Origin of the sequence: Singulisphaera sp. GP187, assembly GCF_900129635.1 — a bacterium.
GTDB lineage: Bacteria > Planctomycetota > Planctomycetia > Isosphaerales > Isosphaeraceae > Singulisphaera.
The window spans coordinates 2,845,534-2,870,363 of record NZ_FSRB01000001.1; the positions used below are offsets into that span (position 1 = coordinate 2,845,534).

Consider the following 24,830-nt stretch of genomic DNA (forward strand, 5'->3'; position numbering starts at 1 on the left):
TCGCAATACGGAGCATCGAAGATGCAGAATGCCGACACAATCTTTCGAGGCGCCAAGCTCGTCGATGGAACACCTTCGGCCCTTGTCGTCAAAAATGGCAAGTTCGTGGCGATCGGGCGGGATGCGGACGTCGGAACGTCGGCCCGTAACGTCGTGGATCTCGGCGGCGCACTTGTGGTTCCAGGCTTCGTCGAAGGCCACATTCATCTCGACATCAGTTTGTACGGCGACACCTGGAAATCCCACAAGCCATGTACCGCTGGCTTCGATGTCCGCGAGCGGGTCGAAATCCAGCGTCAGGACATGGCCGCCGCGGCGCCGATGGACGAGCGTGCCCGGAATCAACTGGATCTCTGCATCTCCAACGGCACGACCCAGATGCGTAGTCATGTAATGGTCGACGCAAGCGTTGGGTTGAAATCCCTGGAGACGATCCTGGCCGTCCGCGAGGAATATCGCGATCGGATCGACATCCAACTTGTCGCCTTCCCGCAGAGCGGCATCATCACCTGCCCCGGTACGGCCCAATTGCTCGACGCCGCGTTCGACCTCGGCTGTGACCTGATCGGTGGTCTCGACCCCGCTTCATTCGACCGGGATACCAAGGCGCATCTCGACGTCGTCTTCGGAATCGCCGAAAAACGAGGTGTCGGCGTCGATATTCATCTGCATGAACCGAATCAGCTGGGTATCTTCGTCCTGGAGGAAATCGCGGCGCGGACGCGTGCCCTGGGCCTCCAGGGCAAGGTCGCCGTCAGCCACGCGTACGCCCTCGGCGAGGTGCCCATCGACGTTCTCCGTCGTACCGCGCACACGCTTGCCGCGGCAGGGGTGGCGATCATGACCAATGCGCCCGGCTCCCATCCGTTTCCGCCAGTCATGGAATTGCGACAGGCGGGTGTCACGGTCTTTAGCGGCAGCGACAATATCCGCGACTCCTGGTGGCCCTATGGAGACGGCGACATGCTGGGGCGTGCCATGATGATCGGTTACCGCTCGGGGTTCTATACGGACGAGGAACTCGGAGTGGCCTTCGAACTCGTGACCGAGGAAGGTGCGAAGGCGCTTGGTCTGAGCGACTACGGCTTACGCGTCGGCGCAAGCGCGGATTTCGTCACACTCACTGCTGAGCATATTCCTGAAGCCGTTGTGTCAGTGCCGAAACCACGCTCCGTTTACAAGGCGGGGCAATGCGTCGTCAGCAATGGCGTACAGATTCGGAAATAAACATTCCTAAATCCATCGTCTCGGTTGTTGACCTGCGAGCGAAATATGCTGTGGCCCGGTCACTCGCGCGAATCAGGCAGGTCGCGAACCCGGTAGATCGCGATCGTTTGGTCGTCGGTCATTCGGACCGGCGTCAGGCCTCTGAGTTTTTGGAAATAGGCTTCGGGCCCCCAGGGCCCCCACTGAAGTGAGGCCGAGACCGCAAGAAAAGCGGTCTTGGCACTCAGTTTGGCCGGAAGGTTGGGTGGCACCGACACGGCGTTGAGCACATAGCTTGTGCCTGCGACGCCATAGTGCCGGGGGTCGGTATCACCGAAGTAGTAGAGGGTCAGGTCGGCCATGGCGGGATCCGCGCGTTGCAGTCGAACCAACGACTTGAGACCTTGCCCCCAGTCGAGGTTGGAGTCGGCCAGGATCCGCCGGCCTCCGGTCGGCCCGCCGGCGATTCGGTTGAAGTAGGTGAGCTCGTGGGGATGAACGCCAAACACGGCGCCGGCCTGTCCGAGCACCCCGAGTACCGCCAAGGTGCGTGCCCATCGTCGCCCCTCGGCGAGTCCCGAGACCCAGACGATCGCCAGCGGGGCCAGCGGGAGCAGGTAACGAAGGCCGTAGTTCCGTGATGAGCCGGCCGCCGTGATCGCCATGAACGTGGCCATGATCGTCGGGAGCATCCATGATCGATTGTTCGCGGCGATCGGTCCACACAAGAGCCCGCGGCCCAGCAGGAGCAGCCCAACCGTCAGGGGGACCTTCACGGCCAAGGCCACGAAATAGTAGTACCACCATCCGGTCATCCGCCGTTCGCCGAAGAGATAGCTCGGCCCTCCTTCCCGCTGGCGAACCAGTTGGTTGGCAAACCCGACCAGTTCCTCAGGAATCGGCAGGTGCATCGCAGGGTCAACCCAGGGCCGAAGGGTCGCGCCCACGACCTGCTTGAGCTTGCGATGTTCGGCCTGAGGCGTTCCGAGCGGGAGCACGGCGAAGCCGGTGACGACCAGGTTCGTGAGTCCCATGACCACGAGGAAGCCGACCATTCCTCGCGCCACGGCGAACGTCAACCGCGCGGGTTGGCGCTCGCCGCTCCGCCACCGGTCAATCCACCAAACCAAGCCGAGCATCGGCGGAACGATCACCGTCGTATATTTGCACGACCAGGCGAGCCCGCCCAGGGCGGCCGTCGCCCAGAAGGCGCGTCGGTCGCCGGTCTGGAGGAATCTCCAGAAGAGTAAGAACATGCCGGTCGTGCAGGCGGTGAGTGGCATCTCCATGGTAATCAAGGCCCCGTGCGCCAGCAGGTTGGGGCTGAGCACAAAGAGCCAGGCGGCCAGCGCCATCGCCCTGGGACCGTAGAGCCAGCGGCTCCAAACCACCGTCAGACCCCAGGCGACGGCCCAGATCCAGAGCGAGCTGAGGCGAGCGAGCGGGAGCAGTTGGCTCTGATGTTCGAGGGGCGCGTCGACCCAGTCGCGATGTCCCGAATGGTCGAGGATCCAGAGCAAAGGGGCCTGCTGGAGTTTCCAGAAGAGAAGCGGAGACCCCATTCGGGTCATCTCTTCCTGCGCCCCGGTCCGCCACCACTGGGCGGCCACTCTGAGGTAGATCACCTCGTCGTAAGTGGCCGAGCTCGCATACATCGAATCGGCCAGTAAGCCGAGCCCCAGGAGTCCGGCCAAAACCACCGTGGCGAGACACCAGCGCGAGGCGGGTCCCGAACGGATGAGGCCGGCAGCTCCGACGGACTGGTCATGGTCATGGTTGGGCATCGCGATGTTCGGGTCCATCCGTTGGAACGGCTCCTCAGACGCGCGGCGGTCGGACGATCATGCGATGCTCGCGCTGACTTTGCCTCAGGTCGCTCACCCGTCGGGCGACGGAGAGGGCATCCCGAATAGTGGGAGCGAGCGAGGGCTCGCCCTGAACGAGTCGGTGAAACTGCTCGTTGAGCACGTCACCGACAGTCGGCTCCAGCGGCAGGCGTTCCTCGTGAGTGCCGTCGGCGGCCGACCACTGGATGCGCTCGGGGAGTTCCAGCCAGGCCGCGCCACGCTCGGCGTAGACCTGGAAACCAGGCTGCGGCAAGAACCGGCTTGCCTCTCCCCAGATGGCTCGATCATACCGCCCGAACGAGATTTGGACCATTGCCCCATCGGCGAACTCGGCCACGAAGCTCTCGAAGTCGGGACCAGCCCCCTTCTCGCTCCCGGTGGGAATGATCGTCCCCTCGAAGCCTTGCACCTTGGTCGGCTCGGCCTGGAAGAGGAAGCAGCACCAGTCCAGGAGGTAGCTCCCCGGATCGATCATCAAGGGGGCCGGGGCAATCTGATTCGTCGGACCGGGCTGGCCGTACCGATCGAACCCGAATAGGCGATTCTGGCCGAGGATCAGTCGCGGTGGTCCCAGCGAAGTGGCGAGCAATTCCCGGAGCCGAAGCGTGGCCGGATAGAATCGTCGGGCGAATTCGGGCATGAACGCGATGCCGCTCGCCTCCACCAGCGCCGCCAAGGCCTCGAGTTCCTCGGGTTCACTCGCCAGCGGCAAGGCACAATAGACCGGCTTCCGGCAGGCACACGCGATCTCGATCGGATGGAGTCCGAACCACTGCGGCGTGAGCAGATAGACCACGTCGACGTCCGAACGTTCGATCAGGGCTGTCAGCCCCTCGACCGCCGCGCAGCCTAGCTGGGCCGCCTCGATCTCGGCGCGCCGGAGAACCTGATCGTAAAGGGCCGTCACCTGGAACCGGTCCCGCAGCCGCATCAGGGCCGGCTTGTGCCGCGCCTCCCAGAGCCGGCCCAAACCCACCACACCAACCCGCAGGCGAACATGTTTCGACACGTCAACAAGCGCCTCCGACGCCTCCCGTCACGAGCCGAAACCCCAACTCGGCCTGCGCACCGACTTATCGCTGTCAGCCTACCACCGAAAGGCGAAATCGGCCACACCTATTGAAAGTGGGGTCCTGGCCCGGCCTCGAACCGGTGGTATAGTGCCTCAAGGCCAGCTTTTTCTGTGATACGGAGAAACAGGGGAATGCGTGCGGTCTTGCAACGAGTGACTCGGGCTTCGGTCGACGTTGAAGGCGAGCGGGTCGGTGAGATCGGGCCCGGCTGGCTCGTCCTCCTCGGTGTGGCCAAGGGCGATTGCGACGACGATGCCGACCGGCTGGCCGACAAGGTCGTCAACCTCCGCGCCTTCGAGGACGCTCAAGGCAAGATGAATCTCAGCGTCGCCGAAACGGGGGGCAGCATCCTCGTCGTCAGCCAGTTCACCCTGCTCGGCGACTGCCGCGGTGGTCGCCGTCCTAGCTTCACCGAGGCCGCCGACCCGACCGAAGCCGACCGACTCTATCGGTACTTCGTCGATCGAGTCGCCGCCACCGGGCTCAACGTCGCCACCGGTGTCTTCCGCGCTATGATGAAGGTCGAGCTCGTCAACGACGGACCAGTGACCCTCCTCCTCGAAAGCCGGAAGGCCTTTTGAGGAGTCAGTCGGATGACGGAGCTCGACGGCCGTAGGCACCGTGATTGCGGACAATCATCGATCGCGGCATCGTCGGGGGTGTCGTCCGCGATGATAACCCATGACGGATGGTCCGCTATCGCAGCACCTACTCATCCTAAACTTCCGCGACGTCAAGTCCGCTTCGTGCTCTCTTGGCGGCTGTCGAACACGCTCAACGGCCGGTTCTGCCTGGAGGCGTTGGACGCGGCGTTACGCCCCGAGATCTTCAACACCGACCAGGGCGTGCAGTTCACGGCGCGGTCCTTCACCGGCCGGCTTGAGGCGAAAGGGATCGCGGTGATCATGGACGGACGCGGGAGGGGGTTGGACAACGTGTTCGTCGAGCGGCTGCGGCGGTCTCTTAAGCACGAGAACATTTATTTAAAAGCATATTGTATTGCCAGAGAGTTGGAAGCCGGCCTTGAAAGGTGGTTTGCATTTTACAACCACGAGCGTTTGCACCAGAGCTTGGCCTATCGGACGCCGCCGAGGTCTACCATGGTGCCGAGCCGGTCGGGCCTTGAGAGGGGAGAGCGGGGCCAAAGCACCACTTAAAAACCGGGCCGAGTGGTCTGGACATTGGGGATCACTTCAATCGCTGAAATTGCAGACCGCCGGAAACTTGGAGATAATGAACCAGAGACGTGCGGAACGTAGGTTGTAGGAAAAACCGTAGTACTAAATTACGTGTTCGTGGTAAACGACCTGGAAGACAACTCGGAGCCAAATCGATGAGCTTGCCACTGACATCCGACCTCAAGCGTTGGGTCGAAAAGAAAATCGAGACCGGCCAATATCCCTCGGAAGAGGCGGTGATGGTCGCAGCCCTGAAGGCCATGAAGGTCCGAGAGTCGAATCCTGCCCTCGAAGACCTGATTGACCTCGAATTCGAAGCGTATTGTGCCCGCGAGGGGGATGACTCCATCACCCTCGATGAAGTGCTCGCCGCGACCGCGAAAATCCCGGGCTCGATGGCCGAAGCCATCATCGAGGATGAGCGAGCCGAGAGATTCTGATGGCCCGGCTTTATTTCGATACCAGCTCGCTCGTGAAGAATTACCACACCGAGGCAGGCTCGGAGGTTGTGCGCCAACTCCTTGGCCAGGATAGTCCGGACGTCTTCATCTCCCGGCTCGCTGCCGTCGAGATGCTCTCGGGCTTCGCTGGCAAGGTGAGGACCGGTGTCTTCTCAATCACCGATTACGGAAATCTCCGGAAGAAGTTCCTGAGCGACATCCGAAGCCAGGCCATCCGACCCATTCGAGTCCTGAACGCCCATTTCCAATTCGCCGGGGACCTCATCGACAAGCACGCGATGAGCCGCCAGCTCCGAGCCATGGATGCGATTCAACTGTCGGTCGCCCTCCATCTCCACCGCTCATTCCCGCTCGACCACTTCGTTTGCTCCGACCAGCGGTTAATCGACGTCGCTCTCTTGGAAGGGCTCGACGTCATTCAACCCGGAGCGAAAAAGGGGACGGAGGGAATATTATAATCCGCTTCATAACTCAATTCGAATTGATAATTCCCTCCGTCCCCTGGTATGTAGGTGTAATCTGAGAGAGATCTCTTTTCTCTCAGCATTCCGGACTACTCTGCGGTTTTGGGACCTTCCCGTTCCGATCCCGTTGAGGTGTCCGTATGACCACCACAGCCCCGCGAAGAACCCGCCGTCCCCATCGCCTCTCCTCGGTCGCCAAGCCCTCCGGGGTCCTTCATCCCAGGGTCCTCAAGGCCGGCCCAGAGCATTTCGGCATCGTCGCCGTCGATTGTGCCAAGGCCCGGTCCAAAGGGATGCTCGCCGACTTCTACGGCCGCATCCTCGTCCCCCCCACCACCGTCGAACACTCCCGTCAAGGCTTCGACAACGCCATCGCCGCGCTCCGGCAAGCGATCGCGACTCATGACCTCCGCGATGTCATCATCGCCATCGAGCAAACTGGCGTCTATCACCGGCCCATCCAGCGCGCCTTCACCGCCGCCGGGTTCGAGACCCGGATCGTTCATCCGCTGACGAGCGGGCAATTCCGCCTCCCCGCCGACCCCCAGAACAAGACCGACGACACCGACCTGAACGCCATCCATCGCGCGGCCGTCAATGGCTTCGGCCTGATCGAACCGAAACGCGATCTTACATATCATCGCATTCAGTTGCTTTCGCGACACCGTCGCGACCTCGTGCGGAAGAACGCCACCCTCCGCAATCAAATCCATGTCGAGCTCGACGCCCTCCTGCCCGGCCTCTCCGCGGCGGTCGGCAACCTCTTCGACCACGAACCGGCCCGCGTGATCGCGCGACAGGTCAGCTCGGTCCAGGAGATTCGGGACCTCGGCCTCGAGGGATTGGCAGCGATCCTCAAGGCCCAGTCCGTGCGCTATCAACGCCGCAGCCTGGTGCGGATCCTGGCCTGGGCCGATCAGGCCCCTGAGGGCACTGAACTTGCGGATATTCACAAGACAATATTTAAAAACCTGGATGAAGAACGCCTCGCCAGGCTCCAGGCGATCCGGTCCCTGGAACGTGATCTGGCGGCGGGCCTGGTCCAGACCCCCTACGTGCTCCTGATGAGCATCCCCGGGATCAACGTGGTCAGCGCCGCCGAGTTCGCCGGCGAGATGGGGCCGATCGAGAACTCCCCCAGCGACCGGGCGATCACGGGCCGCGCGGGACTGTTCCCGGCACGCTACCAGAGCGACACGGTCGATCGCTGCAACGGTCCCTTGGTCCATCAGGCCAATCACGCCTTGCGGTACGCGATCCTTCAGATCGCGGACAACCTGCTGCAGTGCAACTCGTATTTCCGGGGGTTGTACGCCGGCTGGAACCAGGCGGGCGTGAATCGCCGTCTCATGTGCGTGTGGGCCGCGAAGCGGTTCTGCCGAATCGCCTACCGGATGGTGGCCGGAAGGCAGGTGTTCCGCCATCCGAGCTGTCGCGAAAGGCATTGTGTTATTGAGAAATTGAGCACGTTTTATGTTGAACATGAAACAGCAATGGATCAGGTCCTGCGCGACCTGGGCGCCGCCGCGGGGTGGATCCCGCTCGCCGAGCGCGGCGCGGAAGCCGTGCCGCTGAAGGCCGCGATGACCCAGGTTCCGAGCCGACGCCGATCCGGGCCGTGTCGGCTGGGTGAGATCCTTCCCGAAGTGTTGCTCAGACTGGGGGTGCCGATGGTAGAATCGCAGTCGAAGGGGGAGGCCGACCTCACGTGACCGCGAGGGCCCAGGGAGCCGAACAACGCCTTCTGTCACCGTGGCTGTTTGAAAGCCTTGGCAATAAAGCGTGGCGCTCTGTCGGATCACCGAACGCCTGATACGGCAGCGTGGGGTCGCTCCCCTGATGAACCAGTATGGCGAAGCGTGATCAGTACGCACGGCAAAGGTGGTCCCTTGACCCAGCGGTTGCCTGGTCAAATGTCTCCTGCAACCTCGCCATTCGGCGAGGCCGATGAAGGTACGCGCTCAGCTCCCCGTCTCAAAACCAGTATGGCAGTCTTTTCCACGACCTCGGCCGTAGGCTCCTTGCTTGCGGACAATCCTCGATCGCGGCATCGTTGGGGGGGGTCGTCCGCTATGATGACCCATGACGGATGGACCGCAATCGCGGCCCCTACTCATCCTAAACTTCCGCGACGTCAAATCCGCGTGAGACAACAAGAGAATTGCTGACTCTAACGGATTGCAAGTATCGCAGTGTGGAAGGGAAAAATAGGCTTCGCCAGATCCCGCACCCTACGTGAACTCTCGGATTCTTGGGAGCTTTGGGGATCACCATCTGGCGTGTACCCTGCGATAAATACAGGGTTCAAGTTCAAAAACGCGAGCGGAATCGAGGCTGCGGATTTGCGGAAGCTTCTTATTAGGGAAGTGTATGTTATGGATATCTGCATGAGATGCGGGACGACGGTATCACGATCAAACGGCGAGCGCACCGAGTGACCGACCTGGACATGGGTTAGCTGGGAAGGACAATATTGTGGAAGATTTCCTGCACGTCATCGAAATCGTTGAGCATGCCTAGCAATCTTTCAAACAAGCCCAAATCTTCCCCGCTGAGAATCTTGCTTGCCTGCGGAAGAAATCTGATTTCCTGGATTTCCAGCTCGAGGCCGGGGAACGCCTCGAGCAAGGCCGTTTTCGCTTTGTAGAACTCGACGGGAGGGGCGAAGATCGTAACGGTGCCATCCTCGCATTCGACCTCTTCGACGGCAACGTCCGCAGCGAACATCGCCTCAATCACTTTCTCCTCGTCGTCACCATTGAAGGAAAGTACTGCCAAGTGATCAAAAGACATCACAACGGATCCATTGGCAGCCAATTTGGACCCGGTCTTGTAGAAACAACTGCGGACATCGGAGATGGTACGAGTACTGTTGTCGGTCAAGCATTCGACAATGAGTAAGGAGCCGCCGGGACCAAACCCCTCATAACGCGCGGCTTGGAAATCCTCGCCCCCCGTGCCAGCCGCTTTCTGGATCGCCTTTTCAATCACATGGCTCGCGACATTATCGCGCTTGGCTCTTTCGACGAGGCTGCGCAGAGTCGGATTGGCTTCCGGGTCGGGCACACCATTCTTGGCGGCCATGTACAATTGTTTTCCGTACTTGGAATAGAGCTTTGATTTTTGAGCGGCGGTTTTGAAGATCGACTCTTTGCGTTTTTCGAAGATCCTACCCATTCGAATTTCTGCCTTTTCATTTTCCCAACGGAGCCAAGCATACGAGTGGTTTCGTCCCCTCATTGTAGAGAAAATCTCTTCGATTGCAATTCAACCGTCGCCGACGAATGGCCGAGCTGATCGGCGTGCAGGCGGCTGAGGGCTTCTTGGGGGGGCCGGGCGGCATCGCGGGGGCAAGAAACGGGGACGCAGCTAGTATTGACGTCGTCCTCGGAATTCGGGGATCCTCCCGCCTTATGCCAAGAACAGCGCGAGTCGCACCTGGCGGGTTCGTTTATCACGTCCTGAATCGATCGGCGGGGAAGAGGCACCTGTTCGCCAAGGACGCCGACTTCGAGGCGTTCCAGCGCGTCATGAGTGAGGCGCACCAGCGCCACCCGATCCGGATCTTGGCTTTCGCCGTCTTGTCCAACCATTGGCACTTCCTCGTCTGGCCCGAGGAAGACGGGCAATTGACCGAGTTCTTCCGCTGGCTCACGCATACCCACGCGATGCGTTGGAGAGTTGCCCACCGGACCGTGGGATATGGGCCCCTCTACCAGGGACGTTTCAAGAGGTTCCCGGTTCAGTGCGACGAGCATCTTTTGACCGTGCTGCGATCATCGAGCGGAATCCGCAGGCGGCCGGGTTGGTCGAGCGGGCCGAACTGTGGCGCTGGAGTCGTCTGTCGGTGAGGAGGCACGGAGCGGATCCGCTCAAAGCCCTCTTATCGGCCTGGCCAATCGAATGTCCGGTGGACTGGACCGATCGGGTCAACGCCGCGCTGAGCGCCCAGGAACGGAAGCGCTTGCACGCGAGCCTCGAGAGAAGCCGGCCTTACGGCGCCGACGAGTGGGTCAAGCAGAAGGCGAGCGAGTTGAGCCTGGAGCACACCCGTCGTCCGGAGGGCCGACCGCCAAAAGTCCGTAAACCTGAGTCGCGGACCGAAAACTAGCTGCGACCCCGTTTCCTCACCCGGCCTCGTTGGAAGTGGGGGCCACGAAGATGACCGATGGTCCGCAATAGCGAACCCTACTCGTTCGGTTGTGGCGTCATCGCGGGTCCAACGATTCCCGTAGTGGGCAGGGGGGACTTTCTCAGCGAGGGTGGACAACCGCGGACAGTTTCAGCAGTGGTCGCGTAGGCAGTAGGTGGCGCGGAAGTCCTTCTCCGGCAGAGCCTTGCTTCGGCTCCTCGGGCAGCCTTGGCCGCCCAAAGTGTCCGCGCTGTTCACTGGTCCTGGCCTCGGCGGTGAGAAAGTCCCGGACAGGGCCCACGGCCCACCATCTTACCCCCCATTTGGTAGGGAGTTAGGGATGATGGGCCGTGCCCGTCCGACGGGTGGGATTCAGTTTTCTCCAGACCTCACCGGTTCGGCAGCGGACGCGCGGGAATTCCGGCGACGGTCTGGCCGCCGGCCACGTCCTGGCCCTTGGTGACCACGGCGTTGGCGCCGATGGTGGCCCCTGCCCCGATCGTCACCGGCGCCACCAGAATCGCTCCCGACCCGATCATGGCATTGGCGCCGATGGTCGTTCGGTGCTTGTCACGACCATCGAAGTTCGCCGTCACGGCGGTCGCGCCGATGTTGGCATTTGACCCGACCTGAGCGTCACCGAGGTAGGCCAGGTGCCGGGCCCGGGCTCCGGCCTCGAAATGAGAGCGGTTCACTTCCACGAAAGCGCCCACTTCGACTCCGTCATCCAGCACCGTCCCGTCGCGGAGATGGGCGAAGGGGCCGATCCGGCATTGGGAACCGATTTTCACCGTCCCACTGATCACTGAAAAGGGGAAGACCACCGAGTCGGGTCCGATCGTGACGCGCCCGTCGATGTACGTGTTGCGCGGGTCAACGATACTGACCCCTTCGGTCATCCAGTGATCCTGGATCCTCGCCTGCATGATGGCGTGGGCCTGCGCCAGGTGCTGCCGGGTATTGACGCCCAGGATGTCGTCGGCGTCGAGGACCGGGAGCGCGACCACTTTCCGACCCATCGACTGGAGCCACGAGGGGGCGTCGGTCAGGTAGTATTCGCCCTGGGCGTTGCTGGTATCGAGCTTGTCAAGGGCGTCCCAGAGGCCCGGGAGATCGAACACGTAGCAGCTCGGGTTGACTTCGGCGATGACCCTTTCTTCCGCGTTACAGTCGCGTTGCTCGACGATGCGGAGGAACCGGCCCGCCGAGTCGCGCAGGATGCGCCCGAAGCCGGTGGGGTCGGGAACAATGGCGGTCCCGAGCAGGCAGGCCGCCGCGTCCTCATGCTGGCGATGGAGGAGATCGGCAAGCGGTTGAGGGCGGATGAGCGGTTCATCTCCCACCAAGACCAGGGCGGGCCCCTGGTAATCCTTGAGGATCGTGTGGCAGGCTTTCACGGCATCGCCGGTGCCGAGTTGGCGGGTCTGAGTAGCAAAGAGAATATCGGGCTCGTCGGCCAGGGCCGCCCGGACCTGATCGGCGCCATAGCCGACCACGACGATGATCGTCTTGGCCCCCGCCTGGCGCGCGGCCTCGACCACGTAATGAATCATCGGCTGACCGCAAACCTCGTGGAGCACCTTGGCCTTTTCCGACTTCATCCGCTTGCCGTGACCGGCCGCCAAGATGATCGCGACTGGACCCTGAATCATGATGTGACTCTACCTTCGAGTGAGAAGACACCAACGTCGTGACCCCTCACGGGCCAGCGAAAATCATAGATGAGGTTGTCGGTCGGCGTCAAACAAACGTCGACCGCGCCGAGATCGCGAACCTTGAAGGATCGCCGTCGATCTGGCACACTGACGTCGTATCGGCGGCCCATTTTTGGTTTTGGGAATGGGGAACGCCGCGGCCCGAACATTCCGGACGACGCGGACCGACTCAGACCCACCCCCAAAGGGTAGGCCCGGCGCCGCGATCGATCCCTCTTTTTTTCTGAGGACTCGTCGGCCCATGGCGTTGTCGATCAACGAGGTGGCCCAGGTCGCCCTGCTCGCCCGGCTGCGGTTGAGTCCGGCCGAACTGGAAACGTTCACCGGTCAGCTCAACTCGATCGTGGAGTTTGTGGCACAGCTCCAGGAACTGGATACGACCAACGTCGAGCCGCTGGCGCACGGCGTCGAGGTTCGCAACGTCTTCCGCGAGGACGTGCGCGGACCTGCCCTCTCGAAAGAGGATGCGTTGGCGAACGCCCCCAAGCGGAACATCGACAGCTTCCTCGTGCCGGCCGTGCTCGAATAAGCGACTTGTCGTTCATCGCTCAATCTCCTTCACCCCGCCCCCAGGATCGACCGCTGATGGACCTGACTCGCACGACCGCATGCGAATGGATCGCCCAGTTGAACGCGGGGAAAATCACCTCCGAGGAACTCGTCGGCGGCTACCTGCAACGCGTTGACGAGCTCGAACGGCTCAACGCGTTCGTCCACCTCGATCGCGACGCCGTGCTCGCCCAGGCCAAGGCGATCGACGCGCGACGACAGGCCGGTGAGCCGGTCGGCCCCCTCGGCGGATTGCCGGTCGCCATCAAAGACGTGCTCTGCGTCAACGGTGAGCCGACCACCTGCGGGAGCCGGATGCTCGAAAACTTCCGCCCCCCTACGACGCCACCGTCATCGCCCGACTCAAGACGGCCGGCGCGATCCTGTTCGGCAAGACGAACATGGACGAGTTCGCCATGGGGTCGTCCACCGAGAACAGCGCCTACGGACCCACCCGCAACCCGTGGGACGAGGAGCGAATCCCCGGGGGATCGTCAGGAGGCTCGGCCGTCGCCATCGCCGCCGACCTCGCCCCATTGTCCCTCGGCACCGACACGGGCGGCTCGATCCGCCAGCCGGCCGCGCTCTGCGGCGTGGTCGGCCTCAAGCCCTCCTACGGCCGAGTGAGCCGCTACGGCTTGATCGCGTACGCCAGCTCGCTCGACCAGGTCGGTCCGTTCGCGCATGACCTGGCCGACGCCGCCCTCTTGCTGAAAGTCATCTCGGGACGCGACCCGCATGACTCGACGAGCGTCGATACGCCGGTGCCCGACTACTCGGCCACGCTGGAAACGCCGCCGGAAACCCTGCGAATCGGCATCGTCCGTGAGTTCTTCAGCGAAGGGCTCGACCCCGAGGTCGAGGGGGCCGTTTGCGAGGCGATCCGCGTCTACGAGAAGGCCGGGGCCACGATCAAAGAGGTTTCGCTCCCGCACTCCAAGTTCGGCGTCCCCGCCTACTACCTGGTGGCACCCGCCGAGTGCTCGAGCAATCTCTCACGCTACGACGGCACCATCTACGGCCACCGCGCCGAGGATTTCTCGGCGAAGTTCCCCGGCGAGGAAGACTTGCCCCCCTTGATCCGGATGATGATGGCCAGCCGGGCCGAAGGCTTCGGAGCCGAGGTCAAGCGGCGGATCATGCTCGGCACGTTCGCGCTCTCGGCCGGCTATGCCGACCAGTACTACAACCAGGCCCTGAAGGTCAGGCGCTTGATCCGCAACGACTTCGACACCGCCTTCAAAGAGGTCGACGTGCTGATCGGCCCCACCTCGCCCACCGCCGCCTTCAAGCTCGGCGAGCGGACGGCCGACCCGTTGGCCATGTACCTGTCCGACATCTACACGATCACGGCCAACCTGGCCGGAATCCCCGGCTTGAGCATCCCCTGCGGCGCCACCGCTTCGGGTCTGCCGATCGGTCTCCAGTTGCTCGCGCCGGCGTTCGCCGAGGAGAACCTCCTGCGAACCGCCCGCGTCTTCGAGCGCTCGACCGACTGGCACACGCGACGACCAACGACCGCGCGATGACTCCCGGCTCCTCCTCAACCCGAACAACGAAGCGATTGATTCCAAGGCAGGCGGCACATGGATTACACGATCATCATCGGCCTGGAAGTCCACGTCCAACTTCACACCGAGAGCAAGATGTTCTCGTCGTGCGGGACCGAGTTCGGGCTTCCGCCGAACACCCAGACCGACCCGGTCTCGCTCGGACTCCCCGGGACCTTGCCCGTCATGAACGGCAAGGCGTTCGAACTCGCGCTCAAGACGGCCGTCGCGCTCAACGCCGAGATCACGCCGTTCACCAAGTGGGACCGCAAGAACTACTACTATCCCGACCTCCCCAAGAACTATCAGATCAGCCAGTATGACCTCCCGTTCAGCCAGCACGGCTGGCTCGAAATCCCGGTCCAGAAGGATGGCTCGGGCGGGGGTCGGTGCCGCCTGACGCGCGTTCACCTCGAAGAGGATACGGGCAAGCTCACTCACGGCAACTCCGGGTTCTCGGAAGTCGACTTGAACCGCGCGGGCATCCCGCTCATGGAGATCGTGACCGAGCCCGACCTCCGCAACCCGCAAGACGCCAAGGCCCTGCTGGAAGAGCTCCGGCTCACGCTCCGCTACCTGGGCGTCTCCGACTGCGAGATGCAGGAGGGGAGCCTGCGTTGCGATGCGAACGTCAACCTGCACATCGACGTCGACGGCAAGACGGTGGCCACGCCGATTGTCGAAATCAAGAACCTGAACAGTTTCCGATCGGTGGAACGGGCCCTGGCCTACGAAGCGGAGCGGCAGTTCCGCCAGTGGAAAGAAGACGGCCTGACGATCCACGACGCCCACAAGGAGACTCGAGGCTGGAGCGAACCCGACGGCGCGACCAAGCCCCAGCGCCGCAAGGAGAGCGCGGCCGACTATCGCTACTTCCCCGAGCCCGACCTCGTGCCCGTGGTCGTCGATGAGGCCTGGATCGCCCGCGTTCGCGCCTCGATCGGCGAGCTCCCGGCCCGACGCCGGCAGCGGTTCGAGACCGATTTCGGTCTCTCAGCCTACGACGCCAACGTCCTGGTCGAGCAAGGCGAGGATGTGGCCGACTATTTCGACGCCGTCGCCAAGGCGACCGACGAATACAAGCTGGCGAGTAACTGGATCCAGCAGGAGGTCCTGCGGATCATCAAGGAGAAGAAACAGACCCTCGCCGAGTTCCCCGTGACCCCCGATGTCCTGGCCGACTTGATCAACCGGGTCAAGCGCAAGGAGCTGAACACGAACCAAGGGCGCGAGGTTCTTGCCGCCTTGATCGAAACCGGCGACCCGGTCGAGAAGATCATCGCGGCCGGCGGCTATGGCATGGTTTCCGACCGTGACGCCATTGCCGCGGCTGTCGAGGCGGCCCTGCAAGCCAACCCCAAGGCCGTCGAAGACCTCAAGGGGGGCAAGAAGAAGCCCGAGGCGGTCAAAGGGTTTCTCCGCGGCCAGGTCATGAAGCAGACCGGAGGCAAGGCCGACCCCGCACTCGTCGGTGAGTTGCTCGACATCAAGCTCACGGAACTGGCCGGCCCGGGGTGAGAATCACGACCGACTAGATTGGTCGTCTCTCTCCTCCTATTCTGGTAGTCCCCCGGGGCGATCCCGGGGGACGACAATTCCAGAGTCTGAGCGGAGGAGCGCTGACGATGATCGACCGCAGGTCGTTTTTGAAAGGCACGGGAGCCACGATCGCCGCCGCGACGATGGGAGTGCCGGCCCTTGCGGCGGACGGAGCCACTCCCGCCTGGAAGAAAGGGTTCATGCTCGGGACCACCAAGGGTCCCATCCTTCCCGACTTCGAAGCCCTCAAGGCCGCCGGATTCCAAGGGGTTGAACTGCTCAGCCCCAACGAGCTCGACCGCGACGAAGTGCTCCGCGCCCGCGACAAGACCGGATTGATCATCCATGGTGTCAGCGGAACGAAGCACTGGCAGCATACGCTTTCCGACCCCGACCCCAAGGTCGTGGAGATCGGCCTGGAAGCCATCCGCCAGGAGATGGTCGACTGCAAGGCGTACGGCGGAACGACCGTCCTGGTCGTGCCGGCTGTTGTCACCAAAGATATCTCCTATCGCGACGCCTACAAGCGGTCGCAGGCGAACATCCGCAAGCTGATCCCGGACGCCGAGAAGCACGGGATCAAGATCGCCATTGAAGAGGTCTGGAACAAGTTCCTGCTCAGCCCGGTCGAATTCGCACGCTACATCGACGAGTTCGAGAGCCCCTGGGTCGGCGCCTACTTCGACGTCGGCAACGTGGTCGAGTTCGGCTACCCGCAAGAATGGATCCGCGAGCTCGGCAAGCGAATCCTCAAGATTCACATCAAGGAATACAAGAAGGACCGACGATTCAGCTACCTTCTCGGTGAAGGGGAAATCGACTGGGCCGAGGTGCGTGCCGCGCTGATCGAGGTGGGCTACGAAGGGTGGATCACCGCCGAAGTGCCCAAAAAAGACTTGAGCGACATCGTTGAGCGAATGAACAAGCTCTTGAAAATGAGCTGATCGCCAGCCGCCGCACCTTGGGGTTTCTACCAGGAAATCACCAACAGGTAGCGACTTTCCCCGTCGCACGGGCCGTCTGTCCGTGTGACGGGGAAAGATTTCACTTTACGAGACTGTCGCAAGCAGACCGGGATCTCGTTCCCACGCTCGGCATGGGAACGAGCTTCTCCCGCAAATTTCGGCCTCCGGGGCAGACAGAAGGCGCGGTTTCCTTGCGACAGACTCGTGATTTCGGGGTCTAACATGACCACGCCCTTCGAAGGTCCAAAGCCGCGGCGGTTGACTCTCAGCATCCGGACGGTGCTTCTGCTGGTCCTGGTCACAGCCATTCTCATAGGCTGGAGGAGTAACCGGGCGAACCAACAAAGGCGAACTGTTGCCCTGATCAAGGCTGCGGGAGGAGAAGTCGAGTACGACTATCAATACGTTAACGACACGAAACCTTGGGCCCCAGCCTGGCTGAGGGGGTTGTTTGGGGACGAGTACTTCCAGGAGGTCGTCTACGTCTACTTTATGTCCCCGCAGCAACGGCCGACAGCGGCCACGATGACGGCCTTCGAAGCACTGAACCGGCTGAAGAAACTTTATATCCAGGATTCATCGCAGATCGGCGCCGGTCTTATCCACCTCCGCGGAATAAGCCATGTCGAAAGCCTTGATCTCGAAGGCCCTGGAGTCACCGACGTAGGACTCGTCAACCTGAGGTATCTCACTCAACTCAAACACCTCTCCTTGGAAGATTCAAGGCTGACTGACCAAGGCCTGGTTTCGCTGAAGGGCCTCACAAAACTCCAGGAATTGGTCATATCTGGTGCACTAAGATCGAAAAATGGAAAGGTAACCACCAAGGGTTTAGTGCATCTTGCCGGGTTGCATAACCTCATTGGGTTAACCCTGGGAGATCAACCAGGACTCACCGATCTTGGCCCCTTGGGGCTAGGTAGCAACTTCACGAAATTGCGTACTCTCACACTGAGTCGCACTGGAATTACCGACGTGGGATTGGCCGGGGTCCAGAATTTACCAGCGTTGACAGCGCTCAACCTGGCAAGGACGCAGGTCCATGATGCCGGGCTATTTTATCTCACAACATTGGCTAATCTTAAACATCTCTATCTCACAAATACTGGCATCACCGACGCGGGGCTCGTTCATCTCAGGAACTTAATACTACAGCGCCAAGTTGTACCGTCTTGATCCGCCAGCCATTGCGAAAGTATGCTCGCCTTCATGGTTTATGGAGGGACGAGTATGGATATCCCACAGATCCGCAAGCTCAAACCCGCGCTGAACAAGTTCCTCAAGCGGTTCGATGACTGCTTCCCGCGCAAGGACACGCGGTCCCATTTGCCGGTGTACGTCTCCGGGCAACTCTCGGACATCCCCGAAAAGAGTGTCGAGCCGATCGCCATCAATGCCGGCGTCCCCGTCAGGACCCTGCAGGAGTTCCTCAGCCAGCACTGCTGGGACCAGGACCGGGCGCGCGACCGGCTCCAGCACATCGTCCGCGACGAGCACGCCGGCCCCAACGCGATCGGCGTCTTCGACGAGACCAGCGACGTCAAGAAGGGGAACAAGACCCCCGGCGTGCAGCGGCAGTGGTGCGGCTCCGTCGGCAAGAAGGAGAACTGCATCGTCACGGTCCACCTCGCCTACGCCCGCGACGGCTTTCACTGCCTGCTCGACGGCGAATTGTACCTGCCGGAGTCCTGGTCCTCTGACCGCGACCGCTGCCGGGAGGCTGGCATCCCCGACGCCATGGTTTACCGGCCCAAGTGGACGATCGCCCTGGAACTCTACGACCGCGCCATCACCAACGGTCTGCACTTCGACTGGGTGACCTTCGACGAGGGCTACGGCAGTAAGCCCGAGTTCCTGCGGGGGTTGAGGGGCCGCAGCCAGAAGTACGTCGGTGAGGTGCCACGGAGCTTCATGGGCTGGATCAAGGCACCGCGTGTCGTCACCCGGAAGTATCGTAAGCACGGGCGGGGCCGCGGCCGCAAGACACCTCGCCTGGCGAGCGGCAGTGCGCCGGCCCGGCGGGTCGAGGCGATGCTCGATCAGGACGGGTTTCGCAACCAGCCCTGGGTCCGGTGGCGGGTCAAGGACGGGCACAAGGGGCCGATGGTCTGGGAAGTCAAGCACCTGCGGTTTTCCCCCGTGGGCGCGGACGGGTTGCCGGGCGAGCCGCTGCACCTGGTCGCCGCCCGCGACGTCTTGAACCCGGCGGAGTTGAAGTTCTTCGTCGGCGACGCCCCCGAGGAGACGTCGGTGCAGGTGCTGTTGCTCGTCGCATTTTCGCGGTGGCGAGTCGAGCGCTGCTTCGAAGACCAGAAGTCCGAGATCGGGCTGGATCAGTACGAGGGCCGACGCTACCAGGGGCTCAAACGCCACCTGATCCTGAGTTGCCTGAGCTACCTGTTCCTGTCGCGGATGCGACAGGAGTTCGGGGGGGAAAAACCTGGGCCTGACGGAGTGCCAGGTACACACCGCAGTAGCGGCGTTGATCCCATTCTGGTGGTTGGGGCTGAGTGCTCCGCGGAAGCTACTGGAGCGAACCTCCGAAGAGATCGAGCGGGCGCAACGTCGAAACGCCGTGGCACAGCGGTGCCACACCAAGCGGACAAGGCGAAGGCTGCATGAGTTGGGCATCAAACTCACAGAGTTGCCCCGATGCAAATGGGATACGACTTAGCGCTGTAGTATTAAAAAGCCTTCAACTCTTGGATCTCAGTGGCACCGGCGTCACTGACCAGGGGTTGACGGAGATCGAAGGGTGCCAAAAGCTTCAACAGCTCGATTTGAGCGAAACAAAAATTACTGACGCCGGCATGGCGTCTCTGGCCAAAATGCCAGAGCTCAAGTCCCTTTCGCTCAGGGCAACTTGCGTCACGGAAGCCGGGCTGATACGGTTACAGGGCTTAAAAAGCCTCATCTCAATCGACATCAATGAGAACCAGTTCAACCAGGAGCGACTTGCCAAACTACGGTCGAGCTCGTCGTTCTTGAGAAGGTTGAGGATCCACACGTTCAAAGGTTGATGATGCCCCTGCGACCGATCGAGCGAAGAAGTCGCAAGCGGGGGTTCGACGTGGCAAGCCTTTCACCGAACCAAAACATTGAGCGCAGACAATCTTCGACGGAACCCTCGTCTTTGCGCACGTGGCCCCTTCGATGGGGGGACTTCAATTTTCGAGTTACCCCTGATCCACTCGACACCATGCCTGGGAGGGTTGGTGGTCTCGACTTCGTTCGGGACTGCCCTGCCCATGACGCTCGACTCGGATCTCGAAGTCGAGACGACCAGCCTCCCGGATCCAATCGAATCTATGGCACCCGGATCGCAACGATCAATTCTTGGCCTTCGCTTCCCACTTGATGAAGTAGAAGACCAGTGGCGTCTTGCCGGTGTTGACGATCCCGTGAGGGTCGTTCGGAGTGGTGAACATGACCGATCCCGGCCCGACCTTGGTCGTCTTGCCATCGCAGAAGATGTCACCATGACCGCTTTCGATGATCATGACCTCTTCCTCGACGTGTGTATGAGGGACGTGTGGCGTCTGCCCCGGGTCCAGGACGAAACGCCCGGTTACGAACTTGGAACTCCTCGGAGCGTCCCCATCCACGTAGATCCCAACCTTGCCGACCTGCTTGCCTCGGTCGCTATAGTCGTTCATCTTGACCTGATCGAGCGTCACCGTTTGTGATTTAACGGCAGCCTTCTCTTGTGCGAATGCGTACTCTCGCAACGCCCAGCCAAGACCAAGCGCCAGCGTGAGGGCGGACAGCGCGATCATCTCCGGTCGGAGCTTCGTTCGTTTGGTCGTCGACACGATGTTGTCCCTCGGCCTGTTCAATTGAGAAAACTTTCGCCATCGGAATCGACCTGATTTCAGGTGCGACACGCCGATAGCCATTGTGCCAGGCATCGTAATCGAATCGTGCGACCACCGTAAGGTCCCAGAATGAATGAGTTCACCCGCTCGTGATCCGGAGCCGCCCCACTTTTTTTCCCACTCCTTGGTTGCACCTCCTGAAAAGATGTGAGTTCATGGACGCACTTGAGCTGACGCGTCCTAAAGGAAGGTGGTCGGCCGGGCCGGACGAGTGAAGAGGAATCATGAACGTCGCCACGCTGCTGACTGAAGCCGCTCTCGAGCGTCCCAACCACCCTGCGTTTGTGTTCGAGGGGCAGTCCGTTAGTTATCAGGAGCTCGAACGCCTGACCGGGCAGTTCGCGAACCTCCTGAGTCAACACGGGGTCCGCCAGGGTGACGTGATCGCGATTTTTCTCGAAAGTTGCCCCGAATTGATCATCGCTTACTTCGGGGCGTTGAAGGCCGGAGTCGTTCCCAACGTGGTCAACGCCTCGCTCAAACCCGAGGAAGTTCGACTCGTCGTCTCTGACTCGAAGGCGATTCTCCTCCTGACCGACCCGACGCGCTGGGAATCGCTCGAACCCGTCCGCACTGGGCTCGGGACACGCCTGACGCTGGTGACGGGCCATGTCGCCGAGCACGAAGCCGAAGACCCCGAACTCAAATCGTTCGACGCGGCCTTGGCAGAGACCTCAAGCCAGTTTGAGACGCTCGAATTGGCACCGGAAGCGCTGGCGAACCTGCTCTACACCTCGGGGACGACCGGATTTGCCAAGGGGGTCATGCTCTCGCACCGCAATCTCATCGACAACGCCATCAACTTCGCACGAATTCACTACACGGTCGACGACCGACTCCTGATCGCCGCCCCCCTGTTCCACAGTTGGGGCTTGATCAACGGGCTGCTGAGCGTCTTCGTCGTGGGTGCGACCGCCATCGTGCCGCGGAGATACCGCACTGAGCCCATGCTCGAACTGATCGAAGCAACCCGTCCCACGATCCTGCTCGGCGTTGCGACCATGATCAACTACATGAGCAAATCCCCGAGTTTCCCGCACCGCAATCTGGACAGCCTGCGCGTCGTCCACTGTGCCGCGGCACCGATGCCGCTGGAGTTGATCGAGACGATGCGGCGGAGCTGGAAGGTGGGCTACGCTGAGTCCTACGGTCTGACCGAGACCAGCCCGGTCATCACGACCACCCCGCACACCGAGATGCGGCCCGGCTCGTGCGGCCGAGCCATGGGCGACACGATCCTCAAGGTGGTCGACGCCGAGGGCGAAACGGTCCCGCCAGGCGCCGTGGGTGAACTCTGGGCCTGGGGAACGGCGATCGCGGCCGGTTATTATGGACAGCCCGCGCTCACGGCCGAAGTCTTCACCGCCGACGGCTGGTTCAAGACCGGCGACGTCGCAAGAATCGACCAGGACGGCTACGTCTTCATCGTCGATCGCGTGAAGGACATGATCAACGTCGGAGGCGCGAAGGTCTATCCGCGCGACGTCGAGGAGGTCCTCCACCGACACCCCGCCGTCGCCGACGCCGTGGTCATCGGCATCCCCGACCCGGACCTCGGCGAGGTCGTCAAAGCGTATGTCGCCCTGAAACCCGACCACGCCTGGACCCCCGAAGGTGTCCTGGACTACTTGCGGCCCGAACTTGCCGCCTTCAAGCTCCCTCGGGCAGTGGAATTCGTCCCCGAGGTCCCCCGAAGCGTTTCCGGCAAAGCGCTTCGACGGCTATTGAGATGATCGAGGATTCAGAGCCACGAAGTCCCTTGGGGCTGGGTTGGCTTGGGCGTTTCGAGCGGCTTTCGGCGAACGGAAGCAAGAATGCGGGGGGGTGCCGCGTGCGAAATTCATTCCGCGGCACTCGAGTTCGTTCACATACGTAAGTGGACAGACTCCACCGATGCTCACTTCCTCTTGGGCGCACGGGGGCTCACCGCGGCCGGACGACTGGTAATCTCGGCTTCCTTCGCGGTCACGGGATCGGCGATCGTGAGGCCGAGGCGGTCGAGAGCGATCCGGAACGCCTCGAGCTCCTCGTCGGGGACGACCACGGAGGTCGGTCCCAGGCGTTCGCCGAGGTGGCTGCGCGTGCTCGGGTGTTGGACCAGGCCGTCGATGAGGTCGGCCGAGGGGGCGTGGAGGACGAGGGGGCGGCTCGTGTTGAGCGGAGCGATGCGCTGCTGATTCGCCAAAAGAAGTAAGCGGACGGCGGGGGGGTGTCGACGTCCGTCCGGCGGGCGAACCAGTGCGACAAGGTGGAGGACGTCATCCCGTTGGCCGCGCCGCGGGCAATCGAGGCGGGTGAAATCACGAACCGACGCCGCGGGTTGCCAGGGGTCCCGGTGGCCGGATCGAGAGGGAGCTCGTCGGCGAACCGGACGAGTTCCGCGTCGACAAGAAGGTCGGATCGACTCAGGTCGAGCGAGAGGGTGACACCATCGGCTTCGACTTCGAGGCAGGACTCCGGCGAGCGACGATAATCGCGAGCGCCGGCGAGTCGGAGCCGCTGAAACGGGATCGACGAGTCGTCCTCGACGAGCAAAAGGCGGTCGGAGATCGCGATCGGCGCCGCGCCAGCCGACTCGGGCCACTGGGCGAGCGCCTTCTCCAGGTCGTCCTTGGTGGCAAATTCGACGAGCGTCGCCGATGCGTAGTAGGTAATACGCTCGCGACGACCTGCCCAGGTGCGTACGGCTTCGGAAACGCCGGCAGGAAGGACTCGCTGGCTATGTCGCGCCAGGCGGTCGAGCATTTCTGGCGGACTGAGTCCCCCTTCGAGCCCGCGATAGACTGATTCCGCGGTCAGCTTGAGTTCCAGGGCGGCTCCGACCTGCGACCAGAGGGCGAACCGGCTGAACTGGCCGATCAAAGGGGGGGTCAACCCCTGGCGATACGCGATGATCTCGAAGTTGGGCTGAACGTAGAGGAAGTGCTCGAACGTGGGACGGGGCGGTGGTGGCGGCCCGAGCGCCAGGATGTACCGGCCGAGCGCGGAGAGCTGAACAATCGCCCGGCCGTCCGCCGACCCGTCCACGGCGGCCCTGACGAGGCCGAGCTGGTACGCCGCGCCAAGCAGGAGCGACTCGAGAACCGCGGGCTCCGCCCCTGTTCCTTCGGTCCGACTTTCTCGCGCGGGGCGGGCGGACTTGGCGGCGCGGAGCGCCTTGGCCCGCGCCGCGGGATTTGCCGCCGGCTCTTCCAAGAAGCCGGCGCGATCCCAGTCGGGCAAGTACTCGCGAAGCCGGGCATCGAAATCGGCGATCGCGACCCATTCGCCTTCGGCCAGGGTGGCAAGCCAGAGCAGGACAACCGGCCTGAGGTAGGGTAGCGCCAGTTCCACCGTGCTCCCTTCCTGCTGGATCCCCCCCTGCTCGTGCCAGGTCCGCAGCGCAAGCCAGCGCGTGGCCACCATCTGCGGCAAGTGAATCGCATTCTCGGCCCAGAAGTCAGGCGGGGCCGCCACGACACGATCGCTGTTCTCCTCGTCGATCAGCAGGCTGACACCACGGGACAGGGCCAACCAGAAGGCCGCCATGTCGGGGAGCGGCTCCAAAGCATCGGCGATCGGCCCGGCGAGCACGGGATCGTCCTCGAGCCGGTCCCGATCTCGCTTGTAGAGCGTCCCGTGTTGGGTGCGTCGCAACGGGCCTTCGTCGACGCGCTGCCAGACCGCGGCCAACCGCAAAATCGGTTCGAGTCCGTCGGTCTCACGAATCCGGTTGACCGTTCCTGAATAAGCCGTGAGCGGCGGCTCGGGAAGGACCGTCCGTGAAGCACTGAGCACCGAAGGATGCGCGAGGAACCGCGCTCCGCCCACGGCGCCTCGTTCGATCAATCGCGCGAGGTCATTGGTGAAATTGCCTTCCGCCAGCTCGATCGCCACCAGACCGAGCTCAAGCAGTCGGTGCACCGTTGGGGTGGGCTCTACCCCGAGGCAACTGAGCGCATGGAAGAGCCCGTTCAGGGACCACGACGTGGTCTCCGTGAGCATGAACAGGCTGGTCGCCAACCGCGGACCGAGTTCGAGCGTGGCCAGAATCCGCTCGGCGAACCGCGGTTCCGCCAGCCGTTCGGTGATGATCCCGGCCAGGGCCCGAGGTTTCGCTCCTGGGTCGGCCAGACCGAGCGCTCGGTGAATCTCGTAGAGCCGGAGCCCCTCGTAACGCTCGAGCGCACGCAGGTAGGCGGTTAACGGGGGGGTAACGACCACGGGCACCAGTACGGCGCCCTCGGAAGTCGTCGATTCGTTTTCTTCCCAGTCCGGAGCATCATCGACCATCGTC

At 62.3% G+C, this 24,830-nt stretch carries 20 protein-coding genes and 2 pseudogenes; 16 read left to right on the plus strand and 6 right to left on the minus strand.

Translation table 11 applies throughout. The annotated features are described in order from the left end of the window. The first annotated feature begins 21 nt into the window (after nucleotides 1–21). On the plus strand, nucleotides 22–1,227 hold the full coding sequence (locus BUS42_RS11060; RefSeq protein ID WP_074306965.1) for an amidohydrolase family protein: 1,206 nt from the start codon (nucleotides 22–24) through the stop codon (nucleotides 1,225–1,227). Nucleotides 1,228–1,286: 59 nt separating this feature from the next. Here BUS42_RS11060 and BUS42_RS11065 read toward each other — a convergent pair whose 3' ends face one another. Together BUS42_RS11065 and BUS42_RS11070 are read right to left on the minus strand one after the other, a co-directional pair. Further along, the gene (locus BUS42_RS11065; protein ID WP_074306966.1) at nucleotides 1,287–3,008 is read right to left on the minus strand and encodes an ArnT family glycosyltransferase; all 1,722 of its coding nucleotides are present in this window, start codon (nucleotides 3,006–3,008) and stop codon (nucleotides 1,287–1,289) included. Nucleotides 3,009–3,024: 16 nt separating this feature from the next. After that, nucleotides 3,025–4,062, minus strand: coding sequence for a Gfo/Idh/MocA family protein (locus BUS42_RS11070; protein ID WP_254053438.1), 1,038 nt, complete (start codon nucleotides 4,060–4,062; stop codon nucleotides 3,025–3,027). A 195-nt stretch (nucleotides 4,063–4,257) separates the two neighbouring features. Here BUS42_RS11070 and dtd point away from each other — a divergent pair, with 195 nt between their 5' ends. From dtd to BUS42_RS11095, 5 genes and pseudogenes are all read left to right on the plus strand, one after another. Continuing rightward, on the plus strand, nucleotides 4,258–4,707 hold the full coding sequence (gene dtd, locus BUS42_RS11075; protein ID WP_074306967.1) for a D-aminoacyl-tRNA deacylase: 450 nt from the start codon (nucleotides 4,258–4,260) through the stop codon (nucleotides 4,705–4,707). A 159-nt stretch (nucleotides 4,708–4,866) separates the two neighbouring features. Continuing rightward, a pseudogene (locus tag BUS42_RS44995) lies at nucleotides 4,867–5,252 on the plus strand (transposase); the annotation flags it as partial. 207 nt (nucleotides 5,253–5,459) lie between these two features. After that, nucleotides 5,460–5,744 carry a hypothetical protein gene (locus tag BUS42_RS11085; RefSeq protein ID WP_074306969.1) on the plus strand — a complete coding sequence of 95 codons (285 nt, stop codon included), beginning with the start codon at nucleotides 5,460–5,462 and terminating at the stop codon, nucleotides 5,742–5,744. Then, nucleotides 5,744–6,223, plus strand: coding sequence for a type II toxin-antitoxin system VapC family toxin (locus BUS42_RS11090; RefSeq protein ID WP_074306970.1), 480 nt, complete (start codon nucleotides 5,744–5,746; stop codon nucleotides 6,221–6,223). Before BUS42_RS11085 ends, BUS42_RS11090 begins: the two co-directional genes overlap by 1 nt. A gap of 146 nt (nucleotides 6,224–6,369) precedes the next feature. After that, nucleotides 6,370–7,941: an IS110 family transposase gene (locus tag BUS42_RS11095; RefSeq protein WP_074306971.1), complete on the plus strand. Its 1,572-nt coding sequence runs from the start codon at nucleotides 6,370–6,372 to the stop codon at nucleotides 7,939–7,941. Between the two features lie 742 nt (nucleotides 7,942–8,683). On the opposite strand, the gene BUS42_RS11100 is transcribed toward BUS42_RS11095, so the two are convergent. Continuing rightward, nucleotides 8,684–9,406 (minus strand): YebC/PmpR family DNA-binding transcriptional regulator, encoded by a 723-nt coding sequence (locus BUS42_RS11100; protein ID WP_074306972.1) that lies wholly within the window; start codon nucleotides 9,404–9,406, stop codon nucleotides 8,684–8,686. 236 nt (nucleotides 9,407–9,642) lie between these two features. Here BUS42_RS11100 and BUS42_RS41840 point away from each other — a divergent pair, with 236 nt between their 5' ends. Together BUS42_RS41840 and BUS42_RS41845 are read left to right on the plus strand one after the other, a co-directional pair. Beyond that, nucleotides 9,643–10,080 carry a transposase gene (locus BUS42_RS41840; RefSeq protein WP_159452200.1) on the plus strand — a complete coding sequence of 146 codons (438 nt, stop codon included), beginning with the start codon at nucleotides 9,643–9,645 and terminating at the stop codon, nucleotides 10,078–10,080. A 59-nt stretch (nucleotides 10,081–10,139) separates the two neighbouring features. Then, on the plus strand, nucleotides 10,140–10,340 hold the full coding sequence (locus tag BUS42_RS41845; RefSeq protein WP_083670143.1) for a hypothetical protein: 201 nt from the start codon (nucleotides 10,140–10,142) through the stop codon (nucleotides 10,338–10,340). 410 nt (nucleotides 10,341–10,750) lie between these two features. On the opposite strand, the gene BUS42_RS11110 is transcribed toward BUS42_RS41845, so the two are convergent. After that, nucleotides 10,751–12,013, minus strand: coding sequence for a bifunctional UDP-N-acetylglucosamine diphosphorylase/glucosamine-1-phosphate N-acetyltransferase GlmU (locus tag BUS42_RS11110; RefSeq protein ID WP_074306973.1), 1,263 nt, complete (start codon nucleotides 12,011–12,013; stop codon nucleotides 10,751–10,753). A gap of 304 nt (nucleotides 12,014–12,317) precedes the next feature. Here BUS42_RS11110 and gatC point away from each other — a divergent pair, with 304 nt between their 5' ends. The 7 genes and pseudogenes from gatC (at nucleotide 12,318) to BUS42_RS11145 (ending at nucleotide 19,699) form a co-directional block, all read left to right on the plus strand. Then, the gene (gatC, locus tag BUS42_RS11115) at nucleotides 12,318–12,605 is read left to right on the plus strand and encodes an Asp-tRNA(Asn)/Glu-tRNA(Gln) amidotransferase subunit GatC (protein WP_074306974.1); all 288 of its coding nucleotides are present in this window, start codon (nucleotides 12,318–12,320) and stop codon (nucleotides 12,603–12,605) included. A 56-nt stretch (nucleotides 12,606–12,661) separates the two neighbouring features. Beyond that, nucleotides 12,662–14,154, plus strand: a pseudogene (gene gatA, locus BUS42_RS11120) (Asp-tRNA(Asn)/Glu-tRNA(Gln) amidotransferase subunit GatA). A gap of 57 nt (nucleotides 14,155–14,211) precedes the next feature. Next, on the plus strand, nucleotides 14,212–15,693 hold the full coding sequence (gatB, locus tag BUS42_RS11125; RefSeq protein WP_074306975.1) for an Asp-tRNA(Asn)/Glu-tRNA(Gln) amidotransferase subunit GatB: 1,482 nt from the start codon (nucleotides 14,212–14,214) through the stop codon (nucleotides 15,691–15,693). Nucleotides 15,694–15,800: 107 nt separating this feature from the next. After that, nucleotides 15,801–16,658 carry a TIM barrel protein gene (locus BUS42_RS11130; protein WP_074306976.1) on the plus strand — a complete coding sequence of 286 codons (858 nt, stop codon included), beginning with the start codon at nucleotides 15,801–15,803 and terminating at the stop codon, nucleotides 16,656–16,658. A gap of 243 nt (nucleotides 16,659–16,901) precedes the next feature. Continuing rightward, nucleotides 16,902–17,855, plus strand: a complete 954-nt coding sequence (locus BUS42_RS11135) for a leucine-rich repeat domain-containing protein (protein ID WP_074306977.1) — start codon at nucleotides 16,902–16,904, stop codon at nucleotides 17,853–17,855. Nucleotides 17,856–17,909: 54 nt separating this feature from the next. After that, nucleotides 17,910–19,301: an IS701 family transposase gene (locus tag BUS42_RS11140; protein WP_074306978.1), complete on the plus strand. Its 1,392-nt coding sequence runs from the start codon at nucleotides 17,910–17,912 to the stop codon at nucleotides 19,299–19,301. An 80-nt stretch (nucleotides 19,302–19,381) separates the two neighbouring features. Continuing rightward, nucleotides 19,382–19,699 carry a hypothetical protein gene (locus BUS42_RS11145; RefSeq protein WP_074306979.1) on the plus strand — a complete coding sequence of 106 codons (318 nt, stop codon included), beginning with the start codon at nucleotides 19,382–19,384 and terminating at the stop codon, nucleotides 19,697–19,699. Between the two features lie 309 nt (nucleotides 19,700–20,008). Here BUS42_RS11145 and BUS42_RS11150 read toward each other — a convergent pair whose 3' ends face one another. Then, a complete protein-coding gene (locus tag BUS42_RS11150) occupies nucleotides 20,009–20,491 on the minus strand; it encodes a cupin domain-containing protein (protein ID WP_254053439.1) in 483 nt (160 codons plus the stop codon). Between the two features lie 287 nt (nucleotides 20,492–20,778). Here BUS42_RS11150 and BUS42_RS11155 point away from each other — a divergent pair, with 287 nt between their 5' ends. Further along, entirely contained in the window at nucleotides 20,779–22,287 is a 1,509-nt protein-coding gene (locus BUS42_RS11155) for a class I adenylate-forming enzyme family protein (RefSeq protein ID WP_074306980.1), read from the plus strand. Nucleotides 22,288–22,519: 232 nt separating this feature from the next. On the opposite strand, the gene BUS42_RS11160 is transcribed toward BUS42_RS11155, so the two are convergent. Further along, entirely contained in the window at nucleotides 22,520–24,826 is a 2,307-nt protein-coding gene (locus tag BUS42_RS11160) for a helicase-associated domain-containing protein (RefSeq protein ID WP_254053440.1), read from the minus strand. Nucleotides 24,827–24,830: the final 4 nt, after the last annotated feature.

What these genes read in the sequence shown, in the direction of transcription:
- BUS42_RS11160 (WP_254053440.1), bottom strand. Translation starts at nt 24,826, where the DNA reads ATGGTCGATGATGCTCCGGACTGGGAAGAAAACGAATCGACGACTTCC.
- BUS42_RS11155 (WP_074306980.1), top strand. Translation starts at nt 20,779, where the DNA reads ATGAACGTCGCCACGCTGCTGACTGAAGCCGCTCTCGAGCGTCCCAAC.
- BUS42_RS11065 (WP_074306966.1), bottom strand. Translation starts at nt 3,008, where the DNA reads ATGGACCCGAACATCGCGATGCCCAACCATGACCATGACCAGTCCGTC.
- BUS42_RS11100 (WP_074306972.1), bottom strand. Translation starts at nt 9,406, where the DNA reads ATGGGTAGGATCTTCGAAAAACGCAAAGAGTCGATCTTCAAAACCGCC.
- dtd (WP_074306967.1), top strand. Translation starts at nt 4,258, where the DNA reads ATGCGTGCGGTCTTGCAACGAGTGACTCGGGCTTCGGTCGACGTTGAA.
- BUS42_RS11090 (WP_074306970.1), top strand. Translation starts at nt 5,744, where the DNA reads ATGGCCCGGCTTTATTTCGATACCAGCTCGCTCGTGAAGAATTACCAC.
- BUS42_RS11095 (WP_074306971.1), top strand. Translation starts at nt 6,370, where the DNA reads ATGACCACCACAGCCCCGCGAAGAACCCGCCGTCCCCATCGCCTCTCC.
- BUS42_RS11110 (WP_074306973.1), bottom strand. Translation starts at nt 12,013, where the DNA reads ATGATTCAGGGTCCAGTCGCGATCATCTTGGCGGCCGGTCACGGCAAG.
- gatC (WP_074306974.1), top strand. Translation starts at nt 12,318, where the DNA reads ATGGCGTTGTCGATCAACGAGGTGGCCCAGGTCGCCCTGCTCGCCCGG.
- gatB (WP_074306975.1), top strand. Translation starts at nt 14,212, where the DNA reads ATGGATTACACGATCATCATCGGCCTGGAAGTCCACGTCCAACTTCAC.
- BUS42_RS11130 (WP_074306976.1), top strand. Translation starts at nt 15,801, where the DNA reads ATGATCGACCGCAGGTCGTTTTTGAAAGGCACGGGAGCCACGATCGCC.
- BUS42_RS41840 (WP_159452200.1), top strand. Translation starts at nt 9,643, where the DNA reads ATGCCAAGAACAGCGCGAGTCGCACCTGGCGGGTTCGTTTATCACGTC.
- BUS42_RS11085 (WP_074306969.1), top strand. Translation starts at nt 5,460, where the DNA reads ATGAGCTTGCCACTGACATCCGACCTCAAGCGTTGGGTCGAAAAGAAA.
- BUS42_RS11140 (WP_074306978.1), top strand. Translation starts at nt 17,910, where the DNA reads ATGGATATCCCACAGATCCGCAAGCTCAAACCCGCGCTGAACAAGTTC.
- BUS42_RS11060 (WP_074306965.1), top strand. Translation starts at nt 22, where the DNA reads ATGCAGAATGCCGACACAATCTTTCGAGGCGCCAAGCTCGTCGATGGA.
- BUS42_RS11135 (WP_074306977.1), top strand. Translation starts at nt 16,902, where the DNA reads ATGACCACGCCCTTCGAAGGTCCAAAGCCGCGGCGGTTGACTCTCAGC.